The organism is Micromonospora ferruginea (assembly GCF_013694245.2).
GTDB classification, from domain to species: Bacteria; Actinomycetota; Actinomycetes; order Mycobacteriales; family Micromonosporaceae; genus Micromonospora; species Micromonospora robiginosa.
Genome location: NZ_CP059322.2, coordinates 3502244 through 3526555, shown reverse-complemented (window position 1 = coordinate 3526555; position 24312 = coordinate 3502244). Strand labels below are relative to the sequence as shown.

Genomic DNA, 24312 nt, shown 5'->3' with positions numbered 1-24312 from the left:
GCCAGGTCAGCGGTGCTGACGCCCGCGTACCCGTGGTGCTGGCACCACCGCGCGCCCGGCGGTGCTCAGCGCTCGTCGCCGGCCTCGGTGACCAGGCGCTCGGTCTCCCGCACCAGATAGTGCGGCCGGCGCTTGGTCTCGTAGTAGATCCGGCCGATGTACTCGCCGATCACGCCCAGGAGCATCATCTGGATGCCGCCGAGCCCGATCACGCTGACGATGATCGTGGTGTAGCCGGGCACGTCGATGCCCTTCTCCACCGCGTCCGCGACCACCCAGGCCATGTAGGCCACCGCGATCAGGGTGAGGAACAGGCCGCCGTAGATCGCCAGCCGCAGCGGCCGGTTGTTGAACGACAGCAGGCCGTCGAACGCGTAGTTGAACAGCTTGCCGAACGTCCAGCGGCTCCGCCCCGCCTGCCGGGCCTCGTTGTGGTGGGCCACCACCACGGTCCGGAAGCCGATCCAGGAGAACAGGCCCTTGGAGAACCGGTTGTACTCCGGCATGGCGAGGATCGCGTCCACCGCGAGCCGCGACAGCAGGCGGAAGTCACCCTCCCCGTCCAGCAGGCGCACGTCGATCCACCAGTTGATGGCCCGGTAGAACGACCGCGAGGCCAGCGTGCGGACGAACCGGTCGCCGCGCCGGTCGCGCCGGGCGATCACCTGGTCGAAGCCCTGCCGGTAGAGCGCCAGCATCTCCGGCAGCAGCCGCGGCGGGTGTTGCAGGTCGGCGTCCATGATGACCACCGCGTCGCCGGTCGCCCGGCGCAGGCCGGCGAGCATCGCCGCCTCCTTGCCGAAGTTCCGGCTCAACGACAGGTAGCAGACGCTCGGGTCGGCGGCGGCGAGCCGGCGCAGCGCGGGGAGCGTGTCGTCCTCGCTGCCGTCGTCGACGTACACCACCTCGACGTCGACGTCGGGGAGCGCGTCCAGCGCGTCGCGCACCCGCCGGTGCAACCGCTCGACCGACGCTTCCTCGTTGAAGCAGGGCACCACCACGGACAGCCGCACGTTCGTCACCTCGCGCCGCCCCGCTCAGAGGCGGTAGACCAGCGTGCCATCGCGATCCTCCCGGGTGATGCCCAGCCCGTCGACGGGCCGTGACTCGATGCCCTCCCACGGCGTCCCGGCGGTGCGGCTCGGCACGGCGACGACCGACCGCACCCCGATGCCGCGCAGGTAGGCCACGCTGCCCGGGTCGGGGAAGGACGCGACCGCGGCCCGGGTCCGGGCCTGACTGACCGGCTCGAAGCCGCCCAGGCCGTTGGTCACCCGGGGGAATCCGTCGGTCGTCCACAGCATGTAGTTCAGGTCGCCGATGCCGCCGGCGGGCAGCACCAGGATCGGGTCCGGCGCGGCCCGCAGCGCCGCCGGCGGCCGGGGCACGGCCGGGTGCGGTGTCCGGTTGACGCCCTCCACGGTGACCAGGGCCAGCGGCACCAGCAGGACCAGCGTGGTGAGGACCCGCGCCCGGCGGCGGTTGGTGGCCCGCCCCGACGACTCGGCCAGCGCCGTCACCAGCCCGGCGGCAAGCATCGCGAGCAGCAGGCTGGTCCAGTGCATCATCCGGCCCGGCGTACGCAGCGCGTCCCAGCCCGGCAGGAGCCGGGACAACGTGAGGTAGCCCGGGTCCCCGTCGCCGCCGAGCGTGGCGCCCAGGCCCAGCAGCACCGTGCCGAGCACGCCGACGCCGAGCGCGATCCGGCGCCGGAGCGGGTACGCCGAGACGAACAGCCCGGCCGCGGCCAGCCCGATCAGCGTCATCCCCGGCAACAGCGCCATCTCCGGGGGCCAGCTCAACTGCTCGCGGGCGGCGGCGTGCCGCTCGCCCCACACCCAGGAGTCACCCGGCGCGACGAGGAACCCCATCAGCGGCGGGGAGAACATCTTCGTCCAGTCGAGCGTCCGTTGCGCCTGCGGGTTGAGGTCGACCACGCGCAGGTAGACCAGGCCGAGCAGCACCGTCACCGCGCCGAACGCGGCCCCGCCGGCCAGGTCGGCGAGCAGCAGCCGCCGGCCGAACGGCGGTCGCTCCCGCCGCCGCCACCAGGACCAGCCGTAGCAGCCGGCCGCCACCAGCACCGCGGCCAGCAGGAAGTAGACCAGGGGCAGCCCGATGCCGAAGCCGAGGCTGATCTGCCAGGCGGCGACGAGCCACCCGGCCAGCGCCCAGCCGGGCCGGCGCCGCTCCGGCCGGTAGCCGTGACGCAGCGACCAGCCGTGGCCGCGCGCCAGCATCGCCAGCGCCAGCGCGATGCCGCCGCTGGACAGGATGTTCAGGTGGCCGGAGTGCGCCAGCCGCCACGGCGCGTACGCCCAGGCGACCCCGGCGACCGCGCCGCCCCACCGGTTCGCCCCGAGCTGCCGGGCCAGCGCGTACGCCCCGAGGAACGCGAGCGCGTGCAGCAGCACGTAGAGCACGTTGTAGCGGACCACGGCCGCCTCGAAGCCGGAGCCGAGCATCCCGGCCGGCGCGTAGCCGAGCAGGGTGTCGCTGTAGGCGTACGTGTACTTCTCGGGATAGAACGTGTTCGAGTCCCAGAGGCCGAGCGGGTTGCTGAGGAGGGCGTGCCCCGACCAGGCGACCTGCCACGCCTGCAGGGTCGGGTCGCCGAGGTCGCCGGGGATCGTGGTCGCCGGGTGCCGCAGCGTGGGCCAGGTCAGCGCCACCGCCAGCAGCAGGCTGCCGACGATCGCGAGGACCCACTCGCGCGGGATTCGTCTCCCCCGTCCGCCCGGTGGGCGCTCGTCGGAGATCTGATCGGGGCTCGCGCTCCCGGCGGGAGGGCGGGCGCCGGCGGACCGGACATTCATGGGATAGATGGTGTCCGATACCGATCGGCTTGTCGATCAGTTGCCCGAGATATGGATCGAACGTCCCCGTAACAAGGGAGGGTCGGGTGGCCGACAGAACCGGCGCACCGGTGATCGCCACCCGGCCGGGGTCCGTTAGGGAGTGTGGAGGCGCGCACGCGCCTGCCCGAACGGAGGAACCGCATGCCCAGCACGTCCCGCTCCCGGATCCGGGCCCTCGCCGCCGTCGGCACGGCCGGCGTCCTCGCGGCGCTCGGTGGAACGACCGCTCCGGCGTCCGCCGCCGTCGGCCCCGACGCCCACCGGGTCGCCGCCGGTGGCATCGCCCCGGCGATCCGTCCGCCGGCCGGATCCCGTCCGGTCGGCGCGTACGTCGTCACCAGCGGAACACAGACCTACACGTGCGCCGGTGGCGTGTTCACCGGCGCGTCCGTGCCGGAGGCCCAACTGTTCGGCACCGGCGGCCGGGTCCACCACTTCAGGGGCCCGAGCTGGCAGTCCGAGCGCGACGGCTCGCTGATCACGGCGAAGAAGACCGCGGAGAACCCCCGCCCGGGGACGATCCCGGAGCTGCTGTTGACGGTGGACACCCACACCGGCTCGGGCATCCTCGCCGACGTCGCGTACGTCAACCGGCTGCTGACCTCCGGCGGCGTCGCGCCCGCCGGTCCCTGCGCCGACGGCGCGACGGCGGCCGTGCCGTACGGCGCGGTCTACGTCTTCTGGGCCGCGCGGCGCTGACCACCCGGTCCCGGTGCCCGTCGACACACCGGCGGGCACCGGGCGCCCGAGGTCAGTCGCCGGCCGGGGGCGCGGTCAGCTCGGCGTGCCGGATCCGGTAGTCCCCTCGCGTCACCGTGGCGAACGCGGCCGGGGCGAGGCAGGTGCCGATCCGCGACGGGCCCCACTGACCCGTCTCGTCCTGGTCGGCGCTCGCCGACCAGGTGAAGCCGACCCGGTCGCGCCCGCGCCCGCCGTCCTGCACGCTGAAGCCGACCCGCTTGCCGACGAAGTCCGCGGCCAGTTCGTCGGCGCGGGTGACGATCGCGGTCAGCGTCGCGTGACCCGGGCTGGTGATCATGCAGTCGACCGCCGCCTCGAACCGGACGGTGAGGTTCTGCTCGGCAAGCCAGTGCGAGACCCGCACCGTGCCGGTGGCGTCGGCCGGTGAGCCCTGCTCCCCGCCCGGGGCCGGGATCGGCCGGCTGTACGGCGCGGACCGGACGTCGAAGGCGAACGAGCGCACGTCGTCGTCCTGCCCGAACGGCAGCGCGAACTCCGCCGATCCGGTCACCCGCGCCGGCCCGCGCTGCACCGCCCCGGCCGGCGTCGCCGCCGCCACCACGACCGCCGCCGCGGCCAGCGCGTACCCGATTGTCTTTCGCATGGTCGTCCTCCCGATCCGGCCGCGGTTCCGCGGCGATGTCTCCACCGTCGGCCACGCGGGTCGGGGATCGATCCCCTGCGCGGGGGAATGTGCTCACCCGCCCCCGGGAGAGCGAGCGTCCGGGTCGGCCGCGCACAGCCGGGCGGACAGCGGCGACGGCTCCCCTGGTCTCGCAGGGGGGAGCGGGGCTCAGCCGACCTGGCTGTTGTCCTTGAGCGCGCCCCAGCCGTGCCAGCGCTCGACCTCGATCAGCGCGCTGACCCGGGCGCGTTCCCGTCGCGGGTACGGCTTCCCCGTGTAGTGCCGGGAGAGCCGGTCGATGTCGGCCAGGTCGGTGTCGTCGCGCAGCTCGACGACGCGCCCGACGATGCTCAGGTGCGTGTACCAGCCCTGCTCGTCCAGGGCGGTGAGGGTGACCCGGGGGTCGTTGCGCAGGTGGTCGAGGCGGCGGCGGCCCTCGTCCATGTTCACCAGGATCCGGCCGTCCTCCCACAGGTACCAGGTGGCGGCGGACACCGGCTGGCCGTCGGGCCGCAGCGTGGCGATGACGGCCGGGTTGGGCTTGCGCAGCATGGCGACGGCCGGCTCGGGCAGCGGCGGCTTCGACATGGCTCTCCTCCTCGCGACGGCACTGTCTGAGCACTGTACGGACCGGCGGTGCCGCGCGCAGGGGAACAGCCCGGGCCCGGAGCCGGCCGGCTCCGGGCCCGGGTCGCTCAGGAGGCGGTGCAGGTGACGTTGCCGGGTGCGGTGGCGCCGTTGCCGGTGGCGGTGAATCCGAACGTGGTCGAGGCGTTCGGGGCCAACGCGCCGTTGTACGGGGCGTTCTGCACCGCGACGGTGCCGGTGGTGCCGGTGTTGACGCCGCTCCAGAGGCTGCTGATGGCCTGCCCGGAGGCCAGCGTCAGCCGTACCGTCCAGCCGGTGACGGCGGCGGTGGTGTTGTTGGCCACGGTGACCTCGCCCTGGAAGCCGCCCGGCCAGGTGTTGACGGTGCGGTAGGCGGCGGCGCAGCCGGTCGCCGGGGGAGTCGTCGGCGGCGTGGTGGTGGGCGGGGTCGAGGTGGGCGGCGTGCTCGTCGGCGGGGCGGTGGTCGGCGGCGTGGTCGACTCGAACTGGCTGAAGAACCGCCAGATCTCGCCCGAGGTCCAGGTCCGGGAGTCGTTCGGGCTGCCGGAGCCGTCGACCGGGCTGGGGGTGTGGTCGCCGTCGAACGCGGCCCACTGCACCGGGTAGCCGGCGCGGCAGCCGGAGTAGACGGTGGTGATGTGGCTGAAGCTGTTCAACGCCGGCTCGCGCGGGGTCTGCGCGGTGCAGCCGTTGTTGCGGACGAACGTGTCGCGCAGCGAGCGGCCCATGGAGATGTTCAGCACGCTGTCGTGCGTGCCGTGGATGCCGAAGTAGGGCACGGGCTGGGTGCCGCCGTTGCAGCCGCTGAGGTTGGCGCCGGAGAGCACGGCGACCGCGCGGATGACGCCGGCCCGGGCGCAGGCCACCGCGTAGCTCATCGCCCCGCCGTAGCTCCAGCCGAGCGCGAACCGCTGGGTGGTGTCGACGCAGAGGTCGTTCTCGACCTGCCGGGAGATGTCGTCGAAGAGGGTCAGGTCCCGGCCGTTGGTGTTGGCCCAGCCGTTGTCGATGCCCTGCGGCGCGACGAAGATCGTGCTGTTGTTCGACAGCGGCAGCAGCCCGTAGTAGCCGGCCGAGGCGACGTTGTTCGCCGAGCCGTTCAGCCAGTGGAAGCCGAAGACCAGCCGGTAGGGGCGGTTCCGGTCGTACCCGTCCGGGATCCGCAGGATGTAGCTGCGGTTCTGCCCGCCGCTGGAGATGGTGCGGGTGCCGTTGGTGAGCGTGGGGGCCTTGCCGCAGCCGGCGGCGGCGGCGAGCGTGCCGTTCGTCGCGGCCTCGGCCGCGCCGCCGAGGCCGCCGCTCAGCACGCCGCCGGCGGCCGTCGTGACGATCAGGGCCGCGGCGGCGAGGGTGGAGAGGAGATGGGTACGTTTCACTGTTGCGTGCCTCCTTGCCAGTGGTGGGGTGCGAAAGGACATGGCGGACGGGGCCGGCGAGGAGCGTGGTCCTCCGGCGGTGGTCTGCGGTCGGTGGGCATCGGCACGGCGGCCCGGACTGGTCGCCGGGCGACGGAGGGGCGTGCCCTCATCGGCGCGTTGCCGGTGACCGGGAGCGTGCCCTTCGCCCCCGTGCCGAAAGATAGCAGTTTATCGATAACAGGTTCAACCGCGCGTGTTGCGGAAGAAGCGAACGTCGTTGATCTTGTGGTGCGGCACGCTGCCTCGCCCGACCGGTTTTGAGCTGGACTTTCGTCGGACGATGCCGGCCGAAATTCCCGGTAGGAACGCCGAAATTTCCGGGGCTCGCCGTCGCGGGCTGACGGTGAGCGTTAACAGCGCTGGGCCGGCGCTATGGTTCGGGCGTGCACATCCGTTTCGACGTCCCGGCCGATCCCACCTATCCGGGCCGCGTGGCCGCCGCACTCAGCCGGGTCCGGCTGCGCCGGTTCGGATACGTCGGCGCGGCGCTGGCCGGCCTCGGGGTGCTCGGGCTGGCCGTCTCGTGGGCGCTCGGCTCCGACGGCCGGTTCACGTCGCTGTGGACCGCGCTGCTCGTGGGCGGCCTGCTCTCCATGCTCTACGCGCCGTGGGTGCGGTGGCGCGCCCGCCGCCGCTCCGGTGGCTACGCCGTCGAGGGCGGCTACGACATCACCGACGACAACATCATGATGCGCAGCGGCTCCGAGTCCGGCGGCATCGCCTGGGACGGGGTCGCCAAGGTGACGGACGACCCGGAGTTCTGGATCGTGCACGTCGGCCGGATGCCGGCGACCGTGATCCCCCGCCGGCTGATGTCCGACGCGGACGCCGAGACGCTGCGGGCCTTCATGACCGGGCGCGGGCTGCTGCGGCAGCGGTGAACCCGCCCCGCCGATCCTGGGATCGGTGGGGCCTGGTTGCGCCGGCCGACGAGGGGCACCGTGAGGGATGCCCTCCGGACACTCCGGCGGGCGGAAGGGAACCATGACCGGCGACAAGCTTCCCGGTGGCACCTGTCAGGTCGGCGACCTCACCCTCACCCGGATGGGCTACGGCGCCATGCAACTGGCCGGCCCCGGCGTGTTCGGGCCGCCCCGCGACCGCGACGCCGCCGTCGCCGTGCTGCGGACGGCGGTCGAGCTGGGCATCCGGCACATCGACACGGCCGACTTCTACGGCCCGCACGTCACCAACGAGATCATCCGCGATGCGCTCGCGCCCTACCCGGACGACCTGCACATCGTGACCAAGGTCGGCAACCGCCGCGACGAGCAGGGCGGATGGCCGCCCGCCCGCACGCCGGCCGAGCTGACCCGGCAGGTGCACGACAACCTGCGCCGTCTCGGCCTCGAGGCGCTCGACGTGGTGAACCTGCGCGTCGGCGGCTTCGACACCCCGGAGCCGGGTTCGATCGCCGAGCCGTTCGGCGCGCTCGCCGCGCTGCGGGAGCAGGGGCTGATCCGGCACCTGGGGCTGAGCACGGTCACCCCGGACCAGCTCGCCGAGGCTCAGTCGATCGCCCCGGTGGTCTGCGTGCAGAACCTCTACAACCTGGCCAACCGCGCCGACGACGCGCTGGTCGACGCAACCGCCCGGCAGGGCGTCGCGTTCGTGCCGTACTTCCCGCTGGGCGGCTTCTCGCCGTTGCAGTCGGAGGTCCTGGACCGGGTGGCGAAGCGGCTGGCGGCCACCCCGATGGCCGTCGCGCTGGCCTGGCTGCTGCACCGCTCGCCGAACATCCTGCTCATCCCCGGCACGTCCTCGATCGCCCACCTGCGCGAGAACGTCGCCGGGGCGGCCCTGGACCTGCCCGCCGACGCGCTCGCCGAACTGGACGCGATCGGCGCGTGACCCGGTCGCGGGCCGGGAGGGCCTAGGGTGTGGCCATGACCGCGCGCGTGGACCGGCTCGCCCTTCCGCCCCGCCGCCCGGCGGAGCGGTTGGGCGTCGCGGTCGTCCGCGAGCTGGTCGAGCTCATCGTCACCGGCCAGCTCGGCGAGGGGCAACTGCTGCCCCCGGAGGGGCCGCTCAGCGAGCACTTCGGGGTGAGCCGCACGGTCGTCCGCGAGTCGGTGAAACGGCTGGAGGAGAAGGGCCTGGTGGTGGTCTCGCAGGGGCGCGGGACCCAGGTGGCCCGGGCCGGCTCGTGGAACATGCTGGACCCGGTCGTGCTGTCCGCGCTGATCGACAACGACGAGTCGCTGGGCGTCCTGGACGAGCTGACGATCGTCCGGGGCAGCCTGGAGGCGGCCATGGCGGGCGCCCTGGCGACCCGGCGCACGCCGGAGGAGCTGACCCGGGTGGAGCACGCGCTCGCGGCGATGCGCGAGATCCGGCACGAGACCGACTCCTCCCGCCAGGCGGACGTGGTCTTCCACTTCACGATCATGGAACTGTCCGGCAACCGCCTGGCCGAGAACATCTGCAAGCGCCTCTACCGCCGGGCGATGGAGAGCGACCGGTTCCACGGGCTGGCGTACGAGAGCGCCTTCGAGTCGACGCTCGACGAGCACGCGCTGGTGGTCGACGCCATCGCCCGCCGGGACGCGGCCGGCGCCGAACGCGCCATGCGCGACCACATCGTCACCTCGTGGCAGCGGCGCCGGCTCGAAGGGCCGCCCGGCTAGCGGTCCGGGACGAGCCGCAGCCCGGCCCGCTCCGGCCCCCTCCAGGCCGACGTCGGTCTCCACGATCAGCACCGGCAAGTCGGTACGCGGACCGGGCATCACGCCGTTGGCGTCGCCGATCACCCGTTCCCAGTCGTGCGTGGTGGTCAGGCTGCGCCAGCCGGTGACCCTCACCGTCACCGCCCCGTCGCCGGTCGCCCGCTCATCCCCGCAGGCTCCACCGCTGGTTGGCGCCGCCGTTGCAGGCCCAGAGGATGAGCCTGGTGCCGTTGGCGGTGCCGGCGGCGTTGGCGTCCAGGCACAGCCCGGACTGCTGGCCGGTGACGGTGCCGTCGGCGTTGACGTTCCACTGCTGGTTGGTCTGGCCGTTGCAGTCCCAGATGATCACGGCGGTGCCGTTGGTGGTGCCCTGGCCGTTGGCGTCCAGGCACTTGGTGCCGTACACCTGGAGTTGCCGGCCGGAGGTGACGGTCCAGCGCTGGCCGGTGGCGGTGCCGCAGTCCCAGAGCTGGACCTGGGTGCCGTTGGTGGTCGACGAGTTGGGCACGTCCACGCACCGGCCGGACTGCGCGCCGACGATCTGCCGGGCGGTGCCGGTGGGCGGCGGGGTGGTCGGGCCGCCGGTGCCCTGCGGGCCGGCGTTGTTCATCACGGTCTGCGCGCCGCCCGGCCAGGCGCCGTTGGTCACCACCGTGTTGCCGGAGACGACGTTCCCCCGGTCGCCGTTGGTGACGTTGGTGCTGCCGTTGGTCGACCAGTTGTTGGTGAGCGTCCAGTTGCCCATGTTCTCGCCGCCCCAGTAGTTGGCGGTCGCCCAGGTGCCGGTGTTGGCGAAGACGTTGTTGGTGACGGTGTAGTACTTGGAGCCCTCGTCGAAGTAGACGCCGAAGTAGCCGTTGGTGCGCAGGCAGTGGTTCTCGCTGATCAGCGCGTTCGGGTTCCAGCCGAGCGTGTAGATGCAGCCGCCGTCGTTCATCTGCTGCATCACGTCGTGGACGTGGTTGCCGACCACCCGGGTGTTGGACGCGGTCGTGGGCGTGCTGTAGCGGGGCTGGTAGTTGTAGAGGCCGCGGTTGGCGTACTCGGTGTTGCCGCCGGCGTCGTTGGCCCCCCAGCCGTAGCCGATGGTGATGCCGGAGTACGGCATGTTGTAGATCTCGTTGTGGCTGATCGTGGCGTTGGTGACGTAGGTGGGCAGCACCGAGCTGACGCCCCGGTAGTCGATGCCGAGGTCGTGGATGCGGTTGTTGCTGACGGTGATGTCCCGGTTGGTCATCCGGCTGTCGCTCGGGTGGTGCGCGTCGGCCCGGACGCCGCCGATGACGAAGCCGCCGGCGGCGTTGCGGGCGATCTCGGAGCGGGTGACCGTGATGCCGCTGGCGCCCAGCCCCACGCCGGTGGCGTGCGCGTTGGCGTCGTTGCCGATCCCGATGGCGGTCTGGCCCAGGTTGACGAACTGCGAGTCGCTGAACGTGATGGTGTTGGCGGCCGAGACCTGCACCGCGGCGGGCATCTGCGACCAGCTCGGCCGGGCCGCCTCGAACTGCTGGCAGCCGGAGGTGCAGGAGCCGAACGCGGGCGTCGACCAGGTGCCGGCGATGTACGAGCCGGTCTGCTGGTCGACCCAGCCCTGGTTGCCGCTGGGGCCCAGCCAACTGGTGCCGGTGAAGGTGATGCCGGAGAACGCGATGTGGTGCGCCGGGCTCGCGTAGCTGCCGCCGACGGTCACCAGGGACTGCACCACCGGGAACTCGACGTCGACGCTGCTCATGGTCTGCCCGGAGCGGGGGATGTAGTAGAGCGTGCCGGTGCCGGGGTCGACATACCACTCGCCGGGGGAGTCGAGGAACTCGTACGCGTTCGCCAGGTAGAACGGGCCGGCCCGGAACGGGTTCATCAGGGTGTCGTAGCCGAAGTTGTTGTTGTTCCAGGCCGGCTGCCGCATGGTCAGCAGGCCGCCGCTGATGCTCTGCACCGGCGAGTAGCGGTCGGTGAAGGAGTTGACCCCCTCCACCTCCACCCGGCCCGGGTCGGCCAGGTTGTTCAGGTAGGTGAGGTTGCCGTTGGTGATCCGCAACCCGGTGGCCGAGGCGCTGAAGTCCGACCGGTTGACCTGGGTGCGCGCCCGGGTGGCGAGCTGGCCGTCGACGTAGAGCTGCCGGGTGTCCTGCCCGGCGCCGACGGCCGCCTTCCAGATGTTGCGGCCGGCGTCCGCGACCGTCCAGCCGGTCACCTGCTTCGCCCCGCTGATCACCGGGCGCGCGCCGGTGGCGGCCTGCCAGCGCACGGTGTGGCCGTTGGCGCCGGAGTCGGCCGCACCGAAGGCCAGCGGCGAGGTCACCCGGTAGACGCCGTCGGCGAGTTCCACCACGACGTCGTCCGACATGCCCGGCGCGGTGGCCCGGACGGTGGACTGCGCGGTGGCCAGCGCGCAGGGCTGGGACGCCGAGCAGGCGGTGCCGCTGCCGCCGGGCGACGCGTGGAGGGTGGTGACGGCGGCCGACGCGGACGGGGCGAAGACCGCCACGGCGACGCCGGCCAGCACCGTCGCCAGCGCGAGACCGGTCGCGGCCGGCCGGCGCAGGGCGGATGTGTTCACGGGAACCCTCCCACAACGTATCGACGAGCATAGGTATGACGTCTCATGTTAAGAACGGGTGTCGGCTCGGTCAATATCGAGCTACGTCTATTCCATGCGTTGACAGCCGCGATCGACCCGCCCTAGGGTCGTCCCACCAGGTGAACCGATTCGACGACCGTTGCCGGGAGCGGGATGAACATCGGTGAGATCGCCCGGCGCGCCGGGGTGTCCCGCAGCACCGTGTCGTACGTGCTCAGCGGCAAACGGCCGGTCTCGGCGGCCACCCGGCAGCGGATCCAGGCCGTCATCGACGAGCTGGACTACCGCCCCAACGCCAGCGCACGCGCCCTCAAGGAGGGCCGGACCCGCACCCTCGGCCTGGTCATCCCGCCGGCCAGCCGGCGCCTCACCGACATGCAGCTCGGCTTCGTGGCCAGCGTGGTCGAGGCCGCCGCGCGGGCCGACCTGGACGTGCTGCTGTCGCCGTCCGGCGGCGACCACGACCGGTCCTTCGAGCGGATCGTCACCGGCCGCCGGGTCGACGGCGTGGTGCTGATGGAGATCCGCCTCACCGACGAGCGGGTCACCCGGCTGCAACAGACCGGCCTGCCGTTCGTGACCATCGGCCGCACCGCCCAGCCGCAGGGGATGAGCTGGGTCGACGTGGACTACGGCGGCCTCATCGCCAGGTGCGTGCACCACCTGGCCGACCTCGGGCACCGGCACGTGGCCCTGGTCAACCGGTCGGCCGAGCTGGTCGCCGCCGGCTACGGCCCGGGCAGCCGCGCGTCGGCCGGCTTCGCCGGGGCGACCGCGGAACGCGGCCTGGTCGGCGTCGACGTCTGCTGCGGCGACGACGTGGCCGCCGGCGAGGCGTGCGTCGAGGAACTGCTGGCCACCCACCCCGAGGTCACCGCCGTGGCCACCGTCAACGAGGCGGCCCTGCCCGGCATGCAGCGGGCGCTGGAGAGCGCCGGGCTCGTGGTGCCGCGCGACTTCTCGCTCACCGGGGTCGCCGCGCGGCACTGGGCGGAGAACGCCCGGCCGCCGCTGACCGCGGCCGACGTGCCGATCGTCGACATGGGCGCGGAGGCGGTGTCGCTCCTGCTGGAACGGATCGCCGCCCCGGACACCGCGCCCCGGCACCGGCTCTACCGCCCGCCGATCTCGCTGCGCGCCAGCACCGGTCCGGTGCCGGCGGCCCGCGGCGCGCGCTGACCGCGTACCGTCGGATCTCCTCATCCCCGCGCGGCCCGTCGCCGGCGGTCGTCCCCGGCGAGCAGCAGATAGCCGCTCGCGGTCCAGGTGTACGCGCGGTCCCGCAGGCCCGCGCCGGTCTTGGCGTCGAAGTTCTCGGCGAAGCCGGACCGCTCGCACAGCAGCCGGAACCGCCGGCTGATCTCGTCGGCCGGCCCGGTGTGCCCGGCCCGGCGCAACCCGTCCTCGACCAGGACGGTGGCCGGGGCCCAGATCGGGCCGCGCCAGTAGCCGTCGGCCAGGTGGTGCGGCGAGTCCAGCGGCTCGGTGGCCAGGCCGTGCTCGGTCAGGTGCTCCTCCACCCGCCGGGCGAGGACGGCCGCGACGTCCGCCGGAAGCTCCGCGCCGAGCACGACGGGCATGAGGTCCAGCAGGCTGGAGCCCGACCGGGTCCGCCCGGTCCACGGGTCGCGGGCGGTGAACCGCTCCCCGGTCCACAGCTCGTCCAGCAGCGCGCCGCGCACCTCGTCGGCGACGGCGGCCCACCGCGTCGCCTCCCCCGGGCGGCCCAGCTCGGTCGCCAGCTCCGCGAGGTGGCCCAGTTGCAGCACCAGGAACGCGGCCAGGTCGGGCGCCTCCACCACCCGGCCGTCGTCGAAGGTGGTGGCGTTGTCCCAGCCGCTGTCGTTGCCGTGCTGGTAGTGCGGCAGGCGGCGGCCCGGCGCCCGCCGGTGCTCCAGCCAGAACGTGCTCCAACGGGCCAGTCGCCGGTAGACCTCGGCCAGCTCGTCGCGCGGCACCGGGCGGCCCGACCGGCGGCGCAACTGTCGCAACGCCCAGCCGTGCACCGGCGGCTTGACGAAGTTGTGCAGGACCTCCGCGTGCGTCACCGAGTCCGGCAGCGCCCCCGCCGGGTCCTGGTGGTCGAAGGGCAGGTGGAACTGGTCCCAGGCGAGATCCGGCCGCCCCTCGGCGAGGGCCAGCGCGTTGAAGCAGTGGTCCCAGCTCCACACCTTGTTCATCCAGTGCTTCGACATCAGGACGGCCGGTCGGGTGACGAAGCCGTCCGGCGCCACGGTGGCCGACCACAGCACGTACGCGGCCAGCTCGGCGGCCGGCGTCTCCGCGTCCCGCCAGGGCGCGACCGCCTCGACGAACGCCGCGAACTCGGCCCGGCCGGCGTCCACCAGGCCGTCGAAGTCCAGGCGTGACCGGTACGGCGCGCGGGCCGTCGCGTACTCCTCGATCGCGATCTCCCACGGTTGGTCGGCGGGCAGGACCAGGCCGCGCTCGGCGGTGCCGAGGGCCTGCGCGCCGACGGAGCCGGCGGCGCCGGTGAGCACGGTGACCCGGTAACGGCGGCCGGTCTCGTAGGAGGTGAACACGGACGCGGCGGAGACCGGGTCGTCGTAGAGGTAGGTCCCGCTGAACGGGGTGAGCGTGGCGGCGGCGGCGGTGATCCGCAGCCCGGCCCCGCGCCCGCGCAGCCGCAGCGTGTCCGGGCCGGCGCCGGTCAGCTCCACCCGGCCGGCCCGGTCCTGCCAGCTCAGCAACGCCGGCCGGGCCGTCACCGTGGCGTCGCCCGACGGGGTGAACCGGAGCACCGGGTGCATGCCGTGGCGGTGCGAGACCAGGTGCAGGTCGTCGGCGTAGCTGTTCTCGGCGAGCACGGGGGAGACGCTGAGCCAGGAGCCGTGGTGGCTGAACGGGATCTCCCGGACGGAGAACGCCGGACCGGTGGGGGCGACGGTCATCGGGTGGCTGCCTTTCTGGGTGCGGATGGCTCAGTCCTTGACCGCGCCGGCCGTCAAGCCTGCGGTGATCTGGCGAATCGGTTCGATAAACCTAAGCCGGTCTATGTGTGCGGTCAAGGCTGTTGACCTCGAATGCCTGTTCAACGCGTTGACATTCATCGACGTCGACGCCTAGGCTGCCCGGCGAATCGATTCGCCAGGACGTCCTCCGCAGCCCCACCACCCTGCCGAAGGAGTCGCCGTGAACCTCCCCCACCACCGTGCGCCACGCATCCGCGGCCTCACCGCCCGGATCGCCGCCGGCGCCCTCACCGTCGCCTGCTCGCTCGCGGCCGTCGCGTCGCCGGCCCGCGCCGCCGACGAGTCGCTCACCGTCAACCTCTCCGCCTCGCTGGGCACACCCACCTGGCGGGGCTCCGGCTGGATCTACGGGATGACCGAGAACGGCCAGAACCCACCGGACAGCTTCTTCCGGGACGTACGCTTCAAGGCCATGCGGGCCGGCGGCGCGCAACTACCCGGCCAGGGCTGGGTCGGCGGCGGATACGACCGCCGGTGGAACGCCACCGTCGCCCAGGCCCGGCGCACCGCCGCGCTGGGCGGCACGTTCGTCCTGCTCGACCACGACCTGTGGGGCGCCGACGGCGCCTCGATCAGCCGCTATCCCGGCGACAACGGCGACTGGAGCGACTACGACCGCTTCCTGGACCGGCTCTTCTCCGACGTGCGCTCGGCCGGGATCACCGTCCAGTGGGACATCTGGAACGAGCCGAACATCAGCCTGTTCTGGAACCGGCCCCAGTCGCAGTACTTCGAGATGTGGAAGCGCACCTACCAACGGATCCGCGCGGCGTTCCCGGGCATGCTCATCGTCGGGCCGAGCTGTGCCTGCGTACCGTCCACCAGCGGCTGGTGGACCCAGTTCCTGGACTACGTGAAGGCCAACAACGTGGTGCCGGACATCGTCAGCTGGCACTCGCTGCCCGGCGACCCGGTGGCGAACGTGGCCACCGCCAACCAGACGCTCGACTCGCGCGGCATCGCACACCCGCGCCCCCACCAGATCAACGAGTACGGCGCGGCCAACCAGCAGAACCCCGCCGGCGGGGCGTGGTACCTGGCCCGGCTGGAGCGCGCCGGCGCGGACGGGCTGCGGGCCAACTGGGCCGGCGGCCAGAACCTGCACAACGACCTGGCCAGCCTGCTCACCCGCAACTCCGCCGGGCAGTACCAGCCGAAGGGGGAGTGGTGGGCCTACCAGTTCTACGGCTCGATGACCGGCCAGATCGCCTCGGTCACCCCGAGCGCCTCGTACGACGCGTTCGCCACCCGTGACACCGGCTCCGCGAAGATCCTCGTCGGCGGCAACTCGACCACCGGAAACGTCGCCGTCACCGTCCAGCGCCTGGACGCCACCAGCGGGATCGTGGTGAACAACCAGGTTCGGGTGGTGGTGCAGAACATCCCGTACAACAACGGCGCCGCGGTGTCCGGCCCGGTCACGGTGCGCGACAGCGTGGTGAGCCTGTCGAACAACGGCACCACGGTCACCGTGCCGCACGCGAACATCAACGACACGGCCACGATCACGCTGCTGCCGCCCAGTGGCGGGCCGACCAACCAGAACGTCCAGATCGTCGGCGGCCAGTCCGGCCGCTGCGTGGACGTGCCCGGCGCCACCACCACCAACGGCGCCCAGGTCCAGCTCTGGGACTGCCACGGCGGCACCAACCAGCGCTTCAGCTACACCTCCGGCAAGCAGCTCACGGTGTACGGCACCAAGTGCCTGGACGCCTCCGGCCAGGGCACCGCCAACGGCACCGCGGTGGTCGTCTGGGACTGCAACGGCCAGGCCAACCAGCAGTGGAATGTGAACGGCGACGGCTCGATCACCGGCGTGCAGTCCGGGTTGTGCCTGGACGCCAGCGCGTTCGGCACCACCAACGGCACGCGCGTCCAGCTCTGGCAGTGCCTCAACGGCGCGAACCAGCGCTATACCCTCCGCTGACGTAAGGCGGGGCCCCTTCTTAACGCATTCTGCATAGGAGGGGGCCCCTTTTAACACGTCGACAGTGGGTGGCCCTTCGCGCGAGGCGAAGAACCACCGCCTCGACGTCTCGGTGGGTGGGTGGGTGTTAAGCGGGGCCCCCTCCTCTACCGGAGGCGTTAAGCGGGGGCCCCGCCTTTCACCTCAGGGGCGGGTGGTCCACTGCTGGTTGGAGCCGCCGTGGCAGTCCCAGAGGTTGATCTTCGTGCCGTTGGCGGTGCCGTAACCGGCCGCGTCCAGGCAGCGCCCGGACTGCACGCCGCTGATCGTGCCGTTCGCGTTGAGGTTCCACTGCTGGTTGGCCTGGCCGTTGCAGTCCCAGACGATGACCGCGGTGCCGTTGGCGGTCCCTCGGCCGTTGGCGTCCAGGCACTTGTTGCCCAGCACCTGCAACTGCTTCGCGGAGGTGTAGGTCCAGCGCTGCATGGTGCCGCCCCAGCAGTCGTACAACTGCACCTGCGTGCCGTTGGTGGTGCTGCCGTTCGGCACGTCCAGGCACCGGCCCGAGCCGCCGCCCACCAGTTGCACGTTCTGCCAGGTGCCCCCGCCGCTGCCCGGGGCGCCGATGCTGCCGTCCACCGATTGCAGCGCCCGGTACCAGACGGCCGCCATCTTGTCGTAGCCGGTGGCGGTGGGGTGGATGCCGTCGATCAGGTCGCCGGTGGTCAGCGCCGAGTGCTGGTCGACCAGGTGGACCCGTTTGCCGGCGTTCGCCTTGGCCTGCACGATGCCCGGCAGGGCGGCGTTGAAGGTGCGCACCGCCGACTCCTGGCCGGCGTTGGCCAGCGGGATGATCTGCGCGACGAACACGTCGGCGTTGGGCGCGGTGGCGGTGATGCGGTCGATCAGCGTGGAGAGCCGGTTCGGCGCCGTGGAGACGTTGTAGTTCTGCAGGATGTCGTTGGTGCCGATGTGCAGCAGCACGGTGCGCGGTTGGTAGGTGTTCAACCAGCCGGTGATGTTGGCGTCGATCTGGTCGATCCGCCAGCCGGGGTGGCCCTCGTGGTCGTGGTCGCCGAGGTTGCCCGGCCCGTTGAACTGGGAGCCGACCAGGTCGATCCGGTAGCCGCCGGCGGCGAGCCGCTGCCACAGCCCGATCCGGTAGCCGCCCGGGACCTGGGTGCCCTCGGTGATCGAGTCACCGAGCGGCATCACCCGCACCCCGCCGTTGGACTCGGCCGCCGCCGGGCCGGCCGGGGCCAGCATGCCGGCGACCGACAGGGTCAGCGCCGCGACCGCGGCGAGCCATTTCCTGGTACGCATGTCTGCTCCTCTCAGGGGCTCGTGCAGGTGAGGGACGGGCTCGACGGCGAGCCGTTGGCGAGGAAGCCGAACGTGGTCGAGCCGGCGGCGGGCACCGAGCCGTTGTAGGACACGTTGCGCACGGTCGCCGTGGAGCCGCTGGTGCTCAGCGTGCCGCCCCAGATCTGGCTGATGCTCTGGCCGCCGGCCAGGTTCCAGCCCACCGTCCAACCGTTGATCGCCGATGCGCCGGCCGTGACGGTCACCTCGCCCTGGAAGCCGCCGGACCAGGTGCTGGTGGTGCGGTAGGTCGCGCCGCAGGCGCCGCCGGTCGGGGGCGGGGTGGTCGGCGGGGCGGTGGTGGGCGGCGTGGTGGTCGGGGGCGGGGTGGTCGGCGGCGTGGTGGTCGGGGGCGTGGTGCCGGTGCCGGAGCTGAACCGCCAGTGGTCGATGTTGAACAGCGAGCCGCTGCCGCCGGTGAACCGCAGGTAGAGGTCGTGGGTGCCGGTGGCGCCGCTGACCCCGCAGGTGGTGTCGGCCCAGGTCTGCCAGCCGCCGGTGCCGGACACCCGGCAGGTGCCGACAAGCGGGCCGCTGGTGCCGTCGAGGCGCAGCTCGATGGTGCCCCCGCTACCGGCCGAGGCGACCCGGGCGGTGTACGAGGTCGCGCCGGTCCCGAACGCCACGCCCTTGACCTTGATGTAGTCCCCGTTGTCGATGAAGCCGACGTTCATCCCGCCGCCGCTGGCCGCCTCCGTCTCCACGCCCTGCCCCCAGGCGATCGTCTCGGCCTCCTGCCGGACGTACGGGTTCAACGTCCCCACCTGCGGGGCGCCGGAGTTGGTCATGGTGATGGTCGGGATCGAGCCGTCCGAGCCGTAGGTGAACTTCTCCACCGCCACCGACCGGGTGAATCCGCCGCCGCCGGGCAGCGCCCCGTTGTGGTAGAAGAGGTAGGAGCCGCCCTTGTAGTCGATGATCCCGGGGTGGTTGGTGAAGCTGCTGCCCTGGGTGGGCATCACCGTCCCGCGGTAGGTCCACGGCCCGAGCGGGCCGGGCGCGGTCGAGTAGGCGAGGAACTCCGAGCAGCACTTGGCGGCGAACACGTTGTAGTAGAGGTTGTTGCGCTTGTAGACCCAGGGACCCTCCTCGTAGAGGGTGGGCCGGTTCGCGTCCCCGGTCCGGGTGCCGAAGCCCGCGGTGGTCAGCGGGATCTGCGTCGGGCTGCCCGAGTACGAGGTCATGTCCGCGTTCAGCTTCACGTACCACAGCTTCGGGTTGCCCCAGTAGAGGTAGGCCTGCCCGTCGTCGTCGATGAACACGGTGGGGTCGATCTCGCCGTTGCTCACCAGCGGGCGGCCGATGGCGTCCCGGAACGGCCCGGTGGGGCTGTCCGCGACCGCCACGCCGATGCCCATCTGGCCGGTCGCCCGCACGACCATGGGTACGTACCAGTAGAACTTGCCGTTGCGGTAGACCGCCTGGCCGGCCCACGCGTCCTGCTTGGCCCAGCTGAAGGTGGCCAGGTTGAGCGGGGAACCGTGGTCGGTCCAGTTGACCATGTCGTCGGACGAGTAGACCCGCCACTCCTTCATGGTGAACCAGGTCGAGTTGTCCTCGTCGTGGCCGGTGTAGAGGTAGACGCGGCCGTTGTAGACCAGCGGCGCCGGGTCGGCCGTGTAGATCGTCTGCACGATCGGGTTGTCGGCCCGGGCGACCGCCGGGAACAGTCCGATCAGGGCGAGCAGCGTGACGACCAGGGCGAGCCTGCGTCGGGCAGGTCTTCTTGATAGCGCTAACATCACGGTCCCTTCGAGTCTGGTACGGGGGTCTCAGCGGTATCCGGCGGCCACGACGTCGGCCTGCACGGCGTTCTCGGTGGCGTCCGAGGGGTAGCCCGCGACCATCGCGCCCTCGTAGAACGTGCCGGCGCTCAGGTTGGCGCCGCCGCCGGGCTTGCAGCAGTCGCCACCGCTGCCGAGGATGATCGCGCCCTGCTTCCGCATCGGGCTGTAGCCGGGCGGGAGCGATCCGTCGTAGAGCGTGTAGAGGTTGCCGGACTGGGCGTTGCTGCCCTTGATGGCGAAGCGGGAGGTGCCGTTGTTCTTCAGCGTGGCGGTGACGAACTTGCTGGTGAAGGCGCGCTGGTTGGGGTTCCAGGTCTGGCTGCCGCCGGGGTAGAGGCCCCATTCCAGGTCGGCCTGGACCCAGGGCCCGGTGCCGGAGCAGCCGCCGAACCAGCAACTGGTGCTGAAGTTGATCGCGTCCATCGCGCCGGCGGCGTCGGCGCTGCGGGTGGTCTCGCTGTTGCCGTAGTCGAAGCAGCAGCCGCTGTTGACGTGGGTGCCGCTGGTCACCATGTACATGCCTTCCGGCGCGCTGCCGGTCGGGACGCCGGTCAGGTGCCCGTCGCGCCAGTAGCTGTTGCCGGGGTTGATGTAGAGCGAGTAGGCCCGGGCGCCGCCGACGGTCAACGACTCGCTGGTCGCGGTCGCGGGCCGGCTGGAGGTGGAGCCGGGGACCTGCGCCGACCCCTGGTACCACAGGTCGTTGCCGCGGCCCGACTGGTCGTAGACCACGGTGATCACGCACGTCGTGCCGCCGCAGAACGCGTCCTGGGCGGCGGCGTCGGCGGAGCCGCCGGCACCGCGTACGCCGATGGCGCGGGTGGCGTTGTCCGAGGAGCGACGGACCTGGTAGAGGTTGCCGCCGTACGCCGAGAAGAGCGCGCGGGTGGTGCTGTGCGCCGCCACGCAGGGCGTGCCGCCGGCGGCGTAGAGGTCGCACGGCCGGCCGCCGCCCGGCGGCGGCGAGGTGGGCGGCGGGGACGACGGCGTCGTCGACGTGCTCCACCGCTGGTTGGCCTGGCCGTTGCAGGTCCAGAGGATGAGCCGGGTGCCGTTGGCGGTGCCGGCGGCGTTGGCGTCCAGGCACAGCCCGGACTGTTGACCGGTGATCGTGCCGTCGGCGTTGACGTTCCACTGCTGGTTCGGCTGTCCGTTGCAGTCCCAGATGATCACCGCGGTGCCCGGAGCGGTGCCCTGGCCGTTGGCGTCCAGGCACTTGGTGCCGTACACCGTGAACTGCCTGGCCGACGTGTAGGTCCAGGTCTGCGCGGTCGCGCCGGTGCAGTCGTGGAGCTGGACCTGGGTGCCGTTGGTGGTGCTGCCGTTGGGTACGTCGACGCAGCGGCCGGACTGTGCACCGACGACGGCGCCCGGCCCGGGTGCGGCGGTGGCCGTCCGGGCCTGCGTGAGCAGGGCGGCGCCGCCGGCCACCAGGACGAGGGCCAGGGTCGCGACCGTCAGGCGCGCGGGTCTGGACCGGACGGATCGGGGACGGGAAAGGGGCATGACGGCTCCTCGGATGCGCAGGGCTCCGAGACGTTCCGTACCGGCGCGGAGCCTTCCGGTGTGGTGGCCGTCGATGGAACGCCGGTGCGCGCAGGGGGAACCCACCGCCGGCGCCCGGTTCCGGCGCGAGGCCCGCACGCGTCACGATGCCCGGGGTGCCGAGGGTGGTGGCGACCGGCCATCAATGTTAGCGCGAACATCGACGTGAGTAATTAGACCACACGGGTGGGGAGGTGTGCCGGTCGAGGAGCCGGCGGACTTCGGAACGGCAGCGGGGCGGCGGGAACCCCTCGCCGCCCCCGAGCCGCGCGCTCAGCGAGCGCGCTTCGTCGCTCGCTTCCGGGGCGGGGTCAGCAGGTCGGCGATCGCCGCGATCGCGGACGGCACCACCCGGTAGTAGGCCCAGACGCCGCGCTTCTCGCGCTCCAACAGCCCGGCCTCGGTGAGGATGCGCAGGTGATGGCTCACCGTCGGCTGGGACAGCCCGAGCGGTGCGGTCAGGTCGCTCACCGACGCCTCACCCTGCGGGGCGGACTGGATCAGGCTGAGCAGCCGCAGCCGCGCCGGATCGGCGAACGCCTTCAGCACCCCGGCGAGGCGCTCGGCGTCGGCCCGTTTGATCGGCTCGCCGGCCAGCGGCGAGATGGACGGCATGGCGGCAGTTTTCGCAGTTCCCACGCCCTCCATAGTCGCACCCGCGCCATCGATGGGACGGTAAAACCGCCAACCATCACCGGCGGTGAATCTCGGAACCCACCGGGCTTCCTCGTCCTTGGCGCAACCAGGGAGGGGTTTCATGTTCGCCGCCCATGTCACGGTCAGATGCGGCGCAGCACCAGGGTCACGAAGCCCAGCACGTCGCGGTAGCCACGCAACCACCCGTCCCGGTGCTCCCGCGCCACGGCGAGCGCGTCGGCGGCGTCCGGGTGGCCGGGGTTGTCCAGCGCCCACTCGGTGAGCGAGCCGACCCAGGACCACTCGTAGTTGTCCCACTCGGCGGCGTCGCTGACGTGCGCGTGGACCGGGGTCCAGCCGGCCTCCTCGACGACGTCCACCAGGCCGGCGAGGTCGGTGTGGTCCGCCGGGGCGACGTCGAGCGCGGTCAGCGCCGCCGGCGTCGGCGGCGCCTGCCAGAAGCACTCGCCGAGCACCAGGATGCCGTCCGGGTTCACGTGCCGTCCGGCCGCCTTCAGGGTGCCGACGACCCCGTCGAAGATGTGGGTCGACCCGATGCACAGCACCAGGTCGTAGTCGCCGTCCGGCACGTACCTCCGGGCGTCGCGTTCGTGCAGGGTGAGCCGGTCGGCGAGGCCGCGCGCCTCGGCCGCCGCGGCTGCGTGCTCGAGGGCGTGGTGGCTGGTGTCGACGGCGTCGGCGTGCCCGTCCGGGTAGTGGGCGAGGGCCTGCATCGCCCAGGCCGCCTGCCCGCAGCCGAGGTCGAGGATGCGGGCCGCCGGCCGGCGGTCGGCCCGGCGCAGGAGCCGGTTGACGTTGACACCGGAGATCGGCGCCGCGATCGGGTGGTGCGAGTGCGCGATGCTGCTGAGCCGTTGGCGATCCACGCGTGACAGTGAACACCAGCGCGCCGGCGGCCGGCGGTTCCACCCCGGCCGGACGTCAGACGCGATCGGGCCGTGACCGGTGCCCGTGGAGGCGGGCGGCGACCACGACCGTGCCGACGGCCCCGGCGGCGAGGAGCGCGCCGGCCGCGATGTCGCCGGGGTAGTGCACGCCGGTCCAGACCCGCGCGAACCCGATGACCGCCGCCAGGGCGGCGAGCGCCACCCCCCAGCGTCGGGACAGGAAGGCGCCGACGGCGAAGGCCAGGGTGAACGCCGCGGTGGCGTGGTCGCTGGGCAGCGACGGTCCGGTCGCGTGCGGGATCAACTGGTGCACGTGGTGGGTCTGGAACGGGCGTACCTCCGTGCTGAGCGCGGCGGCGGCCCGGCCCAGCGCGAACGCGATCCCCAATGCGGCGAGCATCCGCAGGACGGGGCCGGCCGCCGACCGGCCCCGGCGCAGCACCGGCACCACGGCGAGCGCGCCCAGCACGTAGATCAGCCAGATGGCCGCCCACTCGAAGACGTCGTCGAGGGCGTCGACCCGCCCCGCGCCGGCGTTGATCATCTGGAATAGGTGGTAGTTCACGCGTGCCTCCTCGGTCCCGCCGGCTCTACGGTCGCACGCGGGACCGCGCGGAATCCCCGGAAGGCGTGGATGCGCGATCAGACGGTGACGACCACCTTCGCCCGCGCGTGCTCGCCTTCCAGGTAGCGCATCGCCTCGGGCACCTCGCGCAGCGGATAGGTGCGGTCGACGACCGGGGTGAGGTGGCCGGCCTCGGCGTAGGTGCGCAGCGCGTCGAGGTGGCGCCGGTCGGGCGTGGTGGTGAGCACCACGACGCGCTGCCGGACGAGCGGCGCGAGCAGCCGCCCGCGTGCCAGCAGCCAGACCGGTCCGACGACGCTGCCGCCGCGCCAGACGCCGCCGCCGGAGAGCACCAGCGTGCCGGTCGGGGTCAGGGCCCGCCGCAGCGCGGTGAGCGAGCGGTTGCCGACCAGGTCGAGCACGACGTCGTGGCGGCGCGGGTCGCGGGTGAAGTCCGCCCGGGTGTAGTCGACGACGTGGTCGGCGCCGAGCGAGCGGACCAGGTCGACGTTGCGCGTGCGGCACACGCCGGTCACGGTCGCGCCGAGCGCCTTGGCCAGTTGGACCGCGAGCGTGCCGACGCCGCCGGAGGCGCCGTTGACCAGCACCCGCTGGCCGGGCCCGACCCGCCCGGCGTCGCGCAGCCCGACGAGCGCGGTGACGCCGGCCAGCGGCAGCGCCGCCGCCTGCTGCGGTGTCAGGTTCGCCGGCCGCGGCGCGACCAGCGACTCGGGTACGCACGCGTACTCGGCGAACGCGCCGTTGGCGTCGCCGAGGTCGGCGAAGACGGCGTCGCCCGGTCGTATCCGTCGGACGTCCGCGCCGACCGCCTCGACCCGACCGGCGACGTCGCGGCCGCGGATGCGCGCCCGTGGCCGCGTCGGCCCCATCGCCAGCCGCGCCATCAGCGGGTCGCCCCGCATGGCGTGCCAGTCGTACGCGTTCAGCGCGGCCGCCTCGACGCGCACCAGCACCTGGTCCGGGCCGGGCGCCGGCACGGGGACGTCGGCGAGCGTGAGCGTCTCCGGCGGGCCGTAGCGGTCCTGCACGATCGCCTTCATCGTCCCTCCCTGGGTGTACGGCGTACACCAATGGTGGGTGTACGGCGTACA

The 24312-nt window shown here is 72.6% G+C and carries 20 protein-coding genes; 6 read left to right on the top strand and 14 right to left on the bottom strand.

Annotated features, from left to right (window positions below; genetic code table 11):
* Nucleotides 1-65: 65 nt before the first annotated feature.
* Nucleotides 66-1022, bottom strand: a complete 957-nt coding sequence (locus tag H1D33_RS15025) for a glycosyltransferase family 2 protein (protein WP_181567472.1) — start codon at nt 1020-1022, stop codon at nt 66-68.
* 15 nt (nt 1023-1037) lie between these two features.
* Nucleotides 1038-2816: a hypothetical protein gene (locus H1D33_RS15020; RefSeq protein ID WP_181567473.1), complete on the bottom strand. Its 1779-nt coding sequence runs from the start codon at nt 2814-2816 to the stop codon at nt 1038-1040.
* A 183-nt stretch (nt 2817-2999) separates the two neighbouring features.
* Between H1D33_RS15020 and H1D33_RS15015 the strand changes: the two genes are divergently transcribed.
* Nucleotides 3000-3557: a DUF3455 domain-containing protein gene (locus H1D33_RS15015; RefSeq protein ID WP_181567474.1), complete on the top strand. Its 558-nt coding sequence runs from the start codon at nt 3000-3002 to the stop codon at nt 3555-3557.
* Nucleotides 3558-3609: 52 nt separating this feature from the next.
* Here the strand turns inward: H1D33_RS15015 and H1D33_RS15010 are convergent, their stop codons facing one another.
* The 3 genes from H1D33_RS15010 to H1D33_RS15000 all read right to left on the bottom strand — a co-directional run bounded on the left by H1D33_RS15010 (nt 3610) and on the right by H1D33_RS15000 (nt 6251).
* The gene (locus H1D33_RS15010) at nt 3610-4203 is read right to left on the bottom strand and encodes a hypothetical protein (RefSeq protein WP_181567475.1); all 594 of its coding nucleotides are present in this window, start codon (nt 4201-4203) and stop codon (nt 3610-3612) included.
* A gap of 189 nt (nt 4204-4392) precedes the next feature.
* The gene (locus H1D33_RS15005) at nt 4393-4812 is read right to left on the bottom strand and encodes a PPOX class F420-dependent oxidoreductase (protein ID WP_181567476.1); all 420 of its coding nucleotides are present in this window, start codon (nt 4810-4812) and stop codon (nt 4393-4395) included.
* Nucleotides 4813-4919: 107 nt separating this feature from the next.
* Nucleotides 4920-6251, bottom strand: a complete 1332-nt coding sequence (locus H1D33_RS15000; protein ID WP_181567477.1) for a CE1 family esterase — start codon at nt 6249-6251, stop codon at nt 4920-4922.
* Nucleotides 6252-6634: 383 nt separating this feature from the next.
* On the opposite strand from H1D33_RS15000, the gene H1D33_RS14995 reads away from it, so the two are divergent.
* The 3 genes from H1D33_RS14995 to H1D33_RS14985 all read left to right on the top strand — a co-directional run bounded on the left by H1D33_RS14995 (nt 6635) and on the right by H1D33_RS14985 (nt 8878).
* Complete coding sequence (locus H1D33_RS14995; RefSeq protein WP_181567478.1) at nt 6635-7132, top strand: YcxB family protein; 498 nt, start codon at nt 6635-6637, stop codon at nt 7130-7132.
* Nucleotides 7133-7235: 103 nt separating this feature from the next.
* Complete coding sequence (locus tag H1D33_RS14990; RefSeq protein ID WP_181567479.1) at nt 7236-8102, top strand: aldo/keto reductase family oxidoreductase; 867 nt, start codon at nt 7236-7238, stop codon at nt 8100-8102.
* A 35-nt stretch (nt 8103-8137) separates the two neighbouring features.
* Nucleotides 8138-8878 (top strand): FadR/GntR family transcriptional regulator, encoded by a 741-nt coding sequence (locus H1D33_RS14985; RefSeq protein ID WP_181567480.1) that lies wholly within the window; start codon nt 8138-8140, stop codon nt 8876-8878.
* Nucleotides 8879-9080: 202 nt separating this feature from the next.
* Here the strand turns inward: H1D33_RS14985 and H1D33_RS14980 are convergent, their stop codons facing one another.
* Entirely contained in the window at nt 9081-11477 is a 2397-nt protein-coding gene (locus H1D33_RS14980; RefSeq protein ID WP_220138659.1) for a ricin-type beta-trefoil lectin domain protein, read from the bottom strand.
* Between the two features lie 174 nt (nt 11478-11651).
* Between H1D33_RS14980 and H1D33_RS14975 the strand changes: the two genes are divergently transcribed.
* Nucleotides 11652-12677 carry a LacI family DNA-binding transcriptional regulator gene (locus H1D33_RS14975; RefSeq protein ID WP_181567481.1) on the top strand — a complete coding sequence of 342 codons (1026 nt, stop codon included), beginning with the start codon at nt 11652-11654 and terminating at the stop codon, nt 12675-12677.
* 20 nt (nt 12678-12697) lie between these two features.
* Here H1D33_RS14975 and H1D33_RS14970 read toward each other — a convergent pair whose 3' ends face one another.
* Nucleotides 12698-14410, bottom strand: a complete 1713-nt coding sequence (locus tag H1D33_RS14970; protein ID WP_181567482.1) for an amylo-alpha-1,6-glucosidase — start codon at nt 14408-14410, stop codon at nt 12698-12700.
* A 241-nt stretch (nt 14411-14651) separates the two neighbouring features.
* Here H1D33_RS14970 and H1D33_RS14965 point away from each other — a divergent pair, with 241 nt between their 5' ends.
* The gene (locus H1D33_RS14965; RefSeq protein WP_181567483.1) at nt 14652-16418 is read left to right on the top strand and encodes an RICIN domain-containing protein; all 1767 of its coding nucleotides are present in this window, start codon (nt 14652-14654) and stop codon (nt 16416-16418) included.
* 183 nt (nt 16419-16601) lie between these two features.
* Here H1D33_RS14965 and H1D33_RS14960 read toward each other — a convergent pair whose 3' ends face one another.
* The 7 genes from H1D33_RS14960 to H1D33_RS14930 all read right to left on the bottom strand — a co-directional run bounded on the left by H1D33_RS14960 (nt 16602) and on the right by H1D33_RS14930 (nt 24261).
* Nucleotides 16602-17720, bottom strand: a complete 1119-nt coding sequence (locus tag H1D33_RS14960) for an RICIN domain-containing protein (RefSeq protein ID WP_181567484.1) — start codon at nt 17718-17720, stop codon at nt 16602-16604.
* Nucleotides 17721-17731: 11 nt separating this feature from the next.
* Nucleotides 17732-19501: a family 43 glycosylhydrolase gene (locus H1D33_RS14955; RefSeq protein ID WP_307755193.1), complete on the bottom strand. Its 1770-nt coding sequence runs from the start codon at nt 19499-19501 to the stop codon at nt 17732-17734.
* A 30-nt stretch (nt 19502-19531) separates the two neighbouring features.
* Complete coding sequence (locus H1D33_RS14950; RefSeq protein WP_181567486.1) at nt 19532-21052, bottom strand: arabinofuranosidase catalytic domain-containing protein; 1521 nt, start codon at nt 21050-21052, stop codon at nt 19532-19534.
* Between the two features lie 312 nt (nt 21053-21364).
* Nucleotides 21365-21739, bottom strand: coding sequence for an ArsR/SmtB family transcription factor (locus tag H1D33_RS14945; RefSeq protein WP_181567487.1), 375 nt, complete (start codon nt 21737-21739; stop codon nt 21365-21367).
* 131 nt (nt 21740-21870) lie between these two features.
* Nucleotides 21871-22614 carry an SAM-dependent methyltransferase gene (locus H1D33_RS14940; RefSeq protein ID WP_181567488.1) on the bottom strand — a complete coding sequence of 248 codons (744 nt, stop codon included), beginning with the start codon at nt 22612-22614 and terminating at the stop codon, nt 21871-21873.
* Between the two features lie 55 nt (nt 22615-22669).
* Nucleotides 22670-23200 (bottom strand): phosphatase PAP2 family protein, encoded by a 531-nt coding sequence (locus tag H1D33_RS14935; protein WP_181567489.1) that lies wholly within the window; start codon nt 23198-23200, stop codon nt 22670-22672.
* Nucleotides 23201-23277: 77 nt separating this feature from the next.
* The gene (locus H1D33_RS14930) at nt 23278-24261 is read right to left on the bottom strand and encodes an NAD(P)-dependent alcohol dehydrogenase (protein ID WP_181567490.1); all 984 of its coding nucleotides are present in this window, start codon (nt 24259-24261) and stop codon (nt 23278-23280) included.
* Nucleotides 24262-24312: the final 51 nt, after the last annotated feature.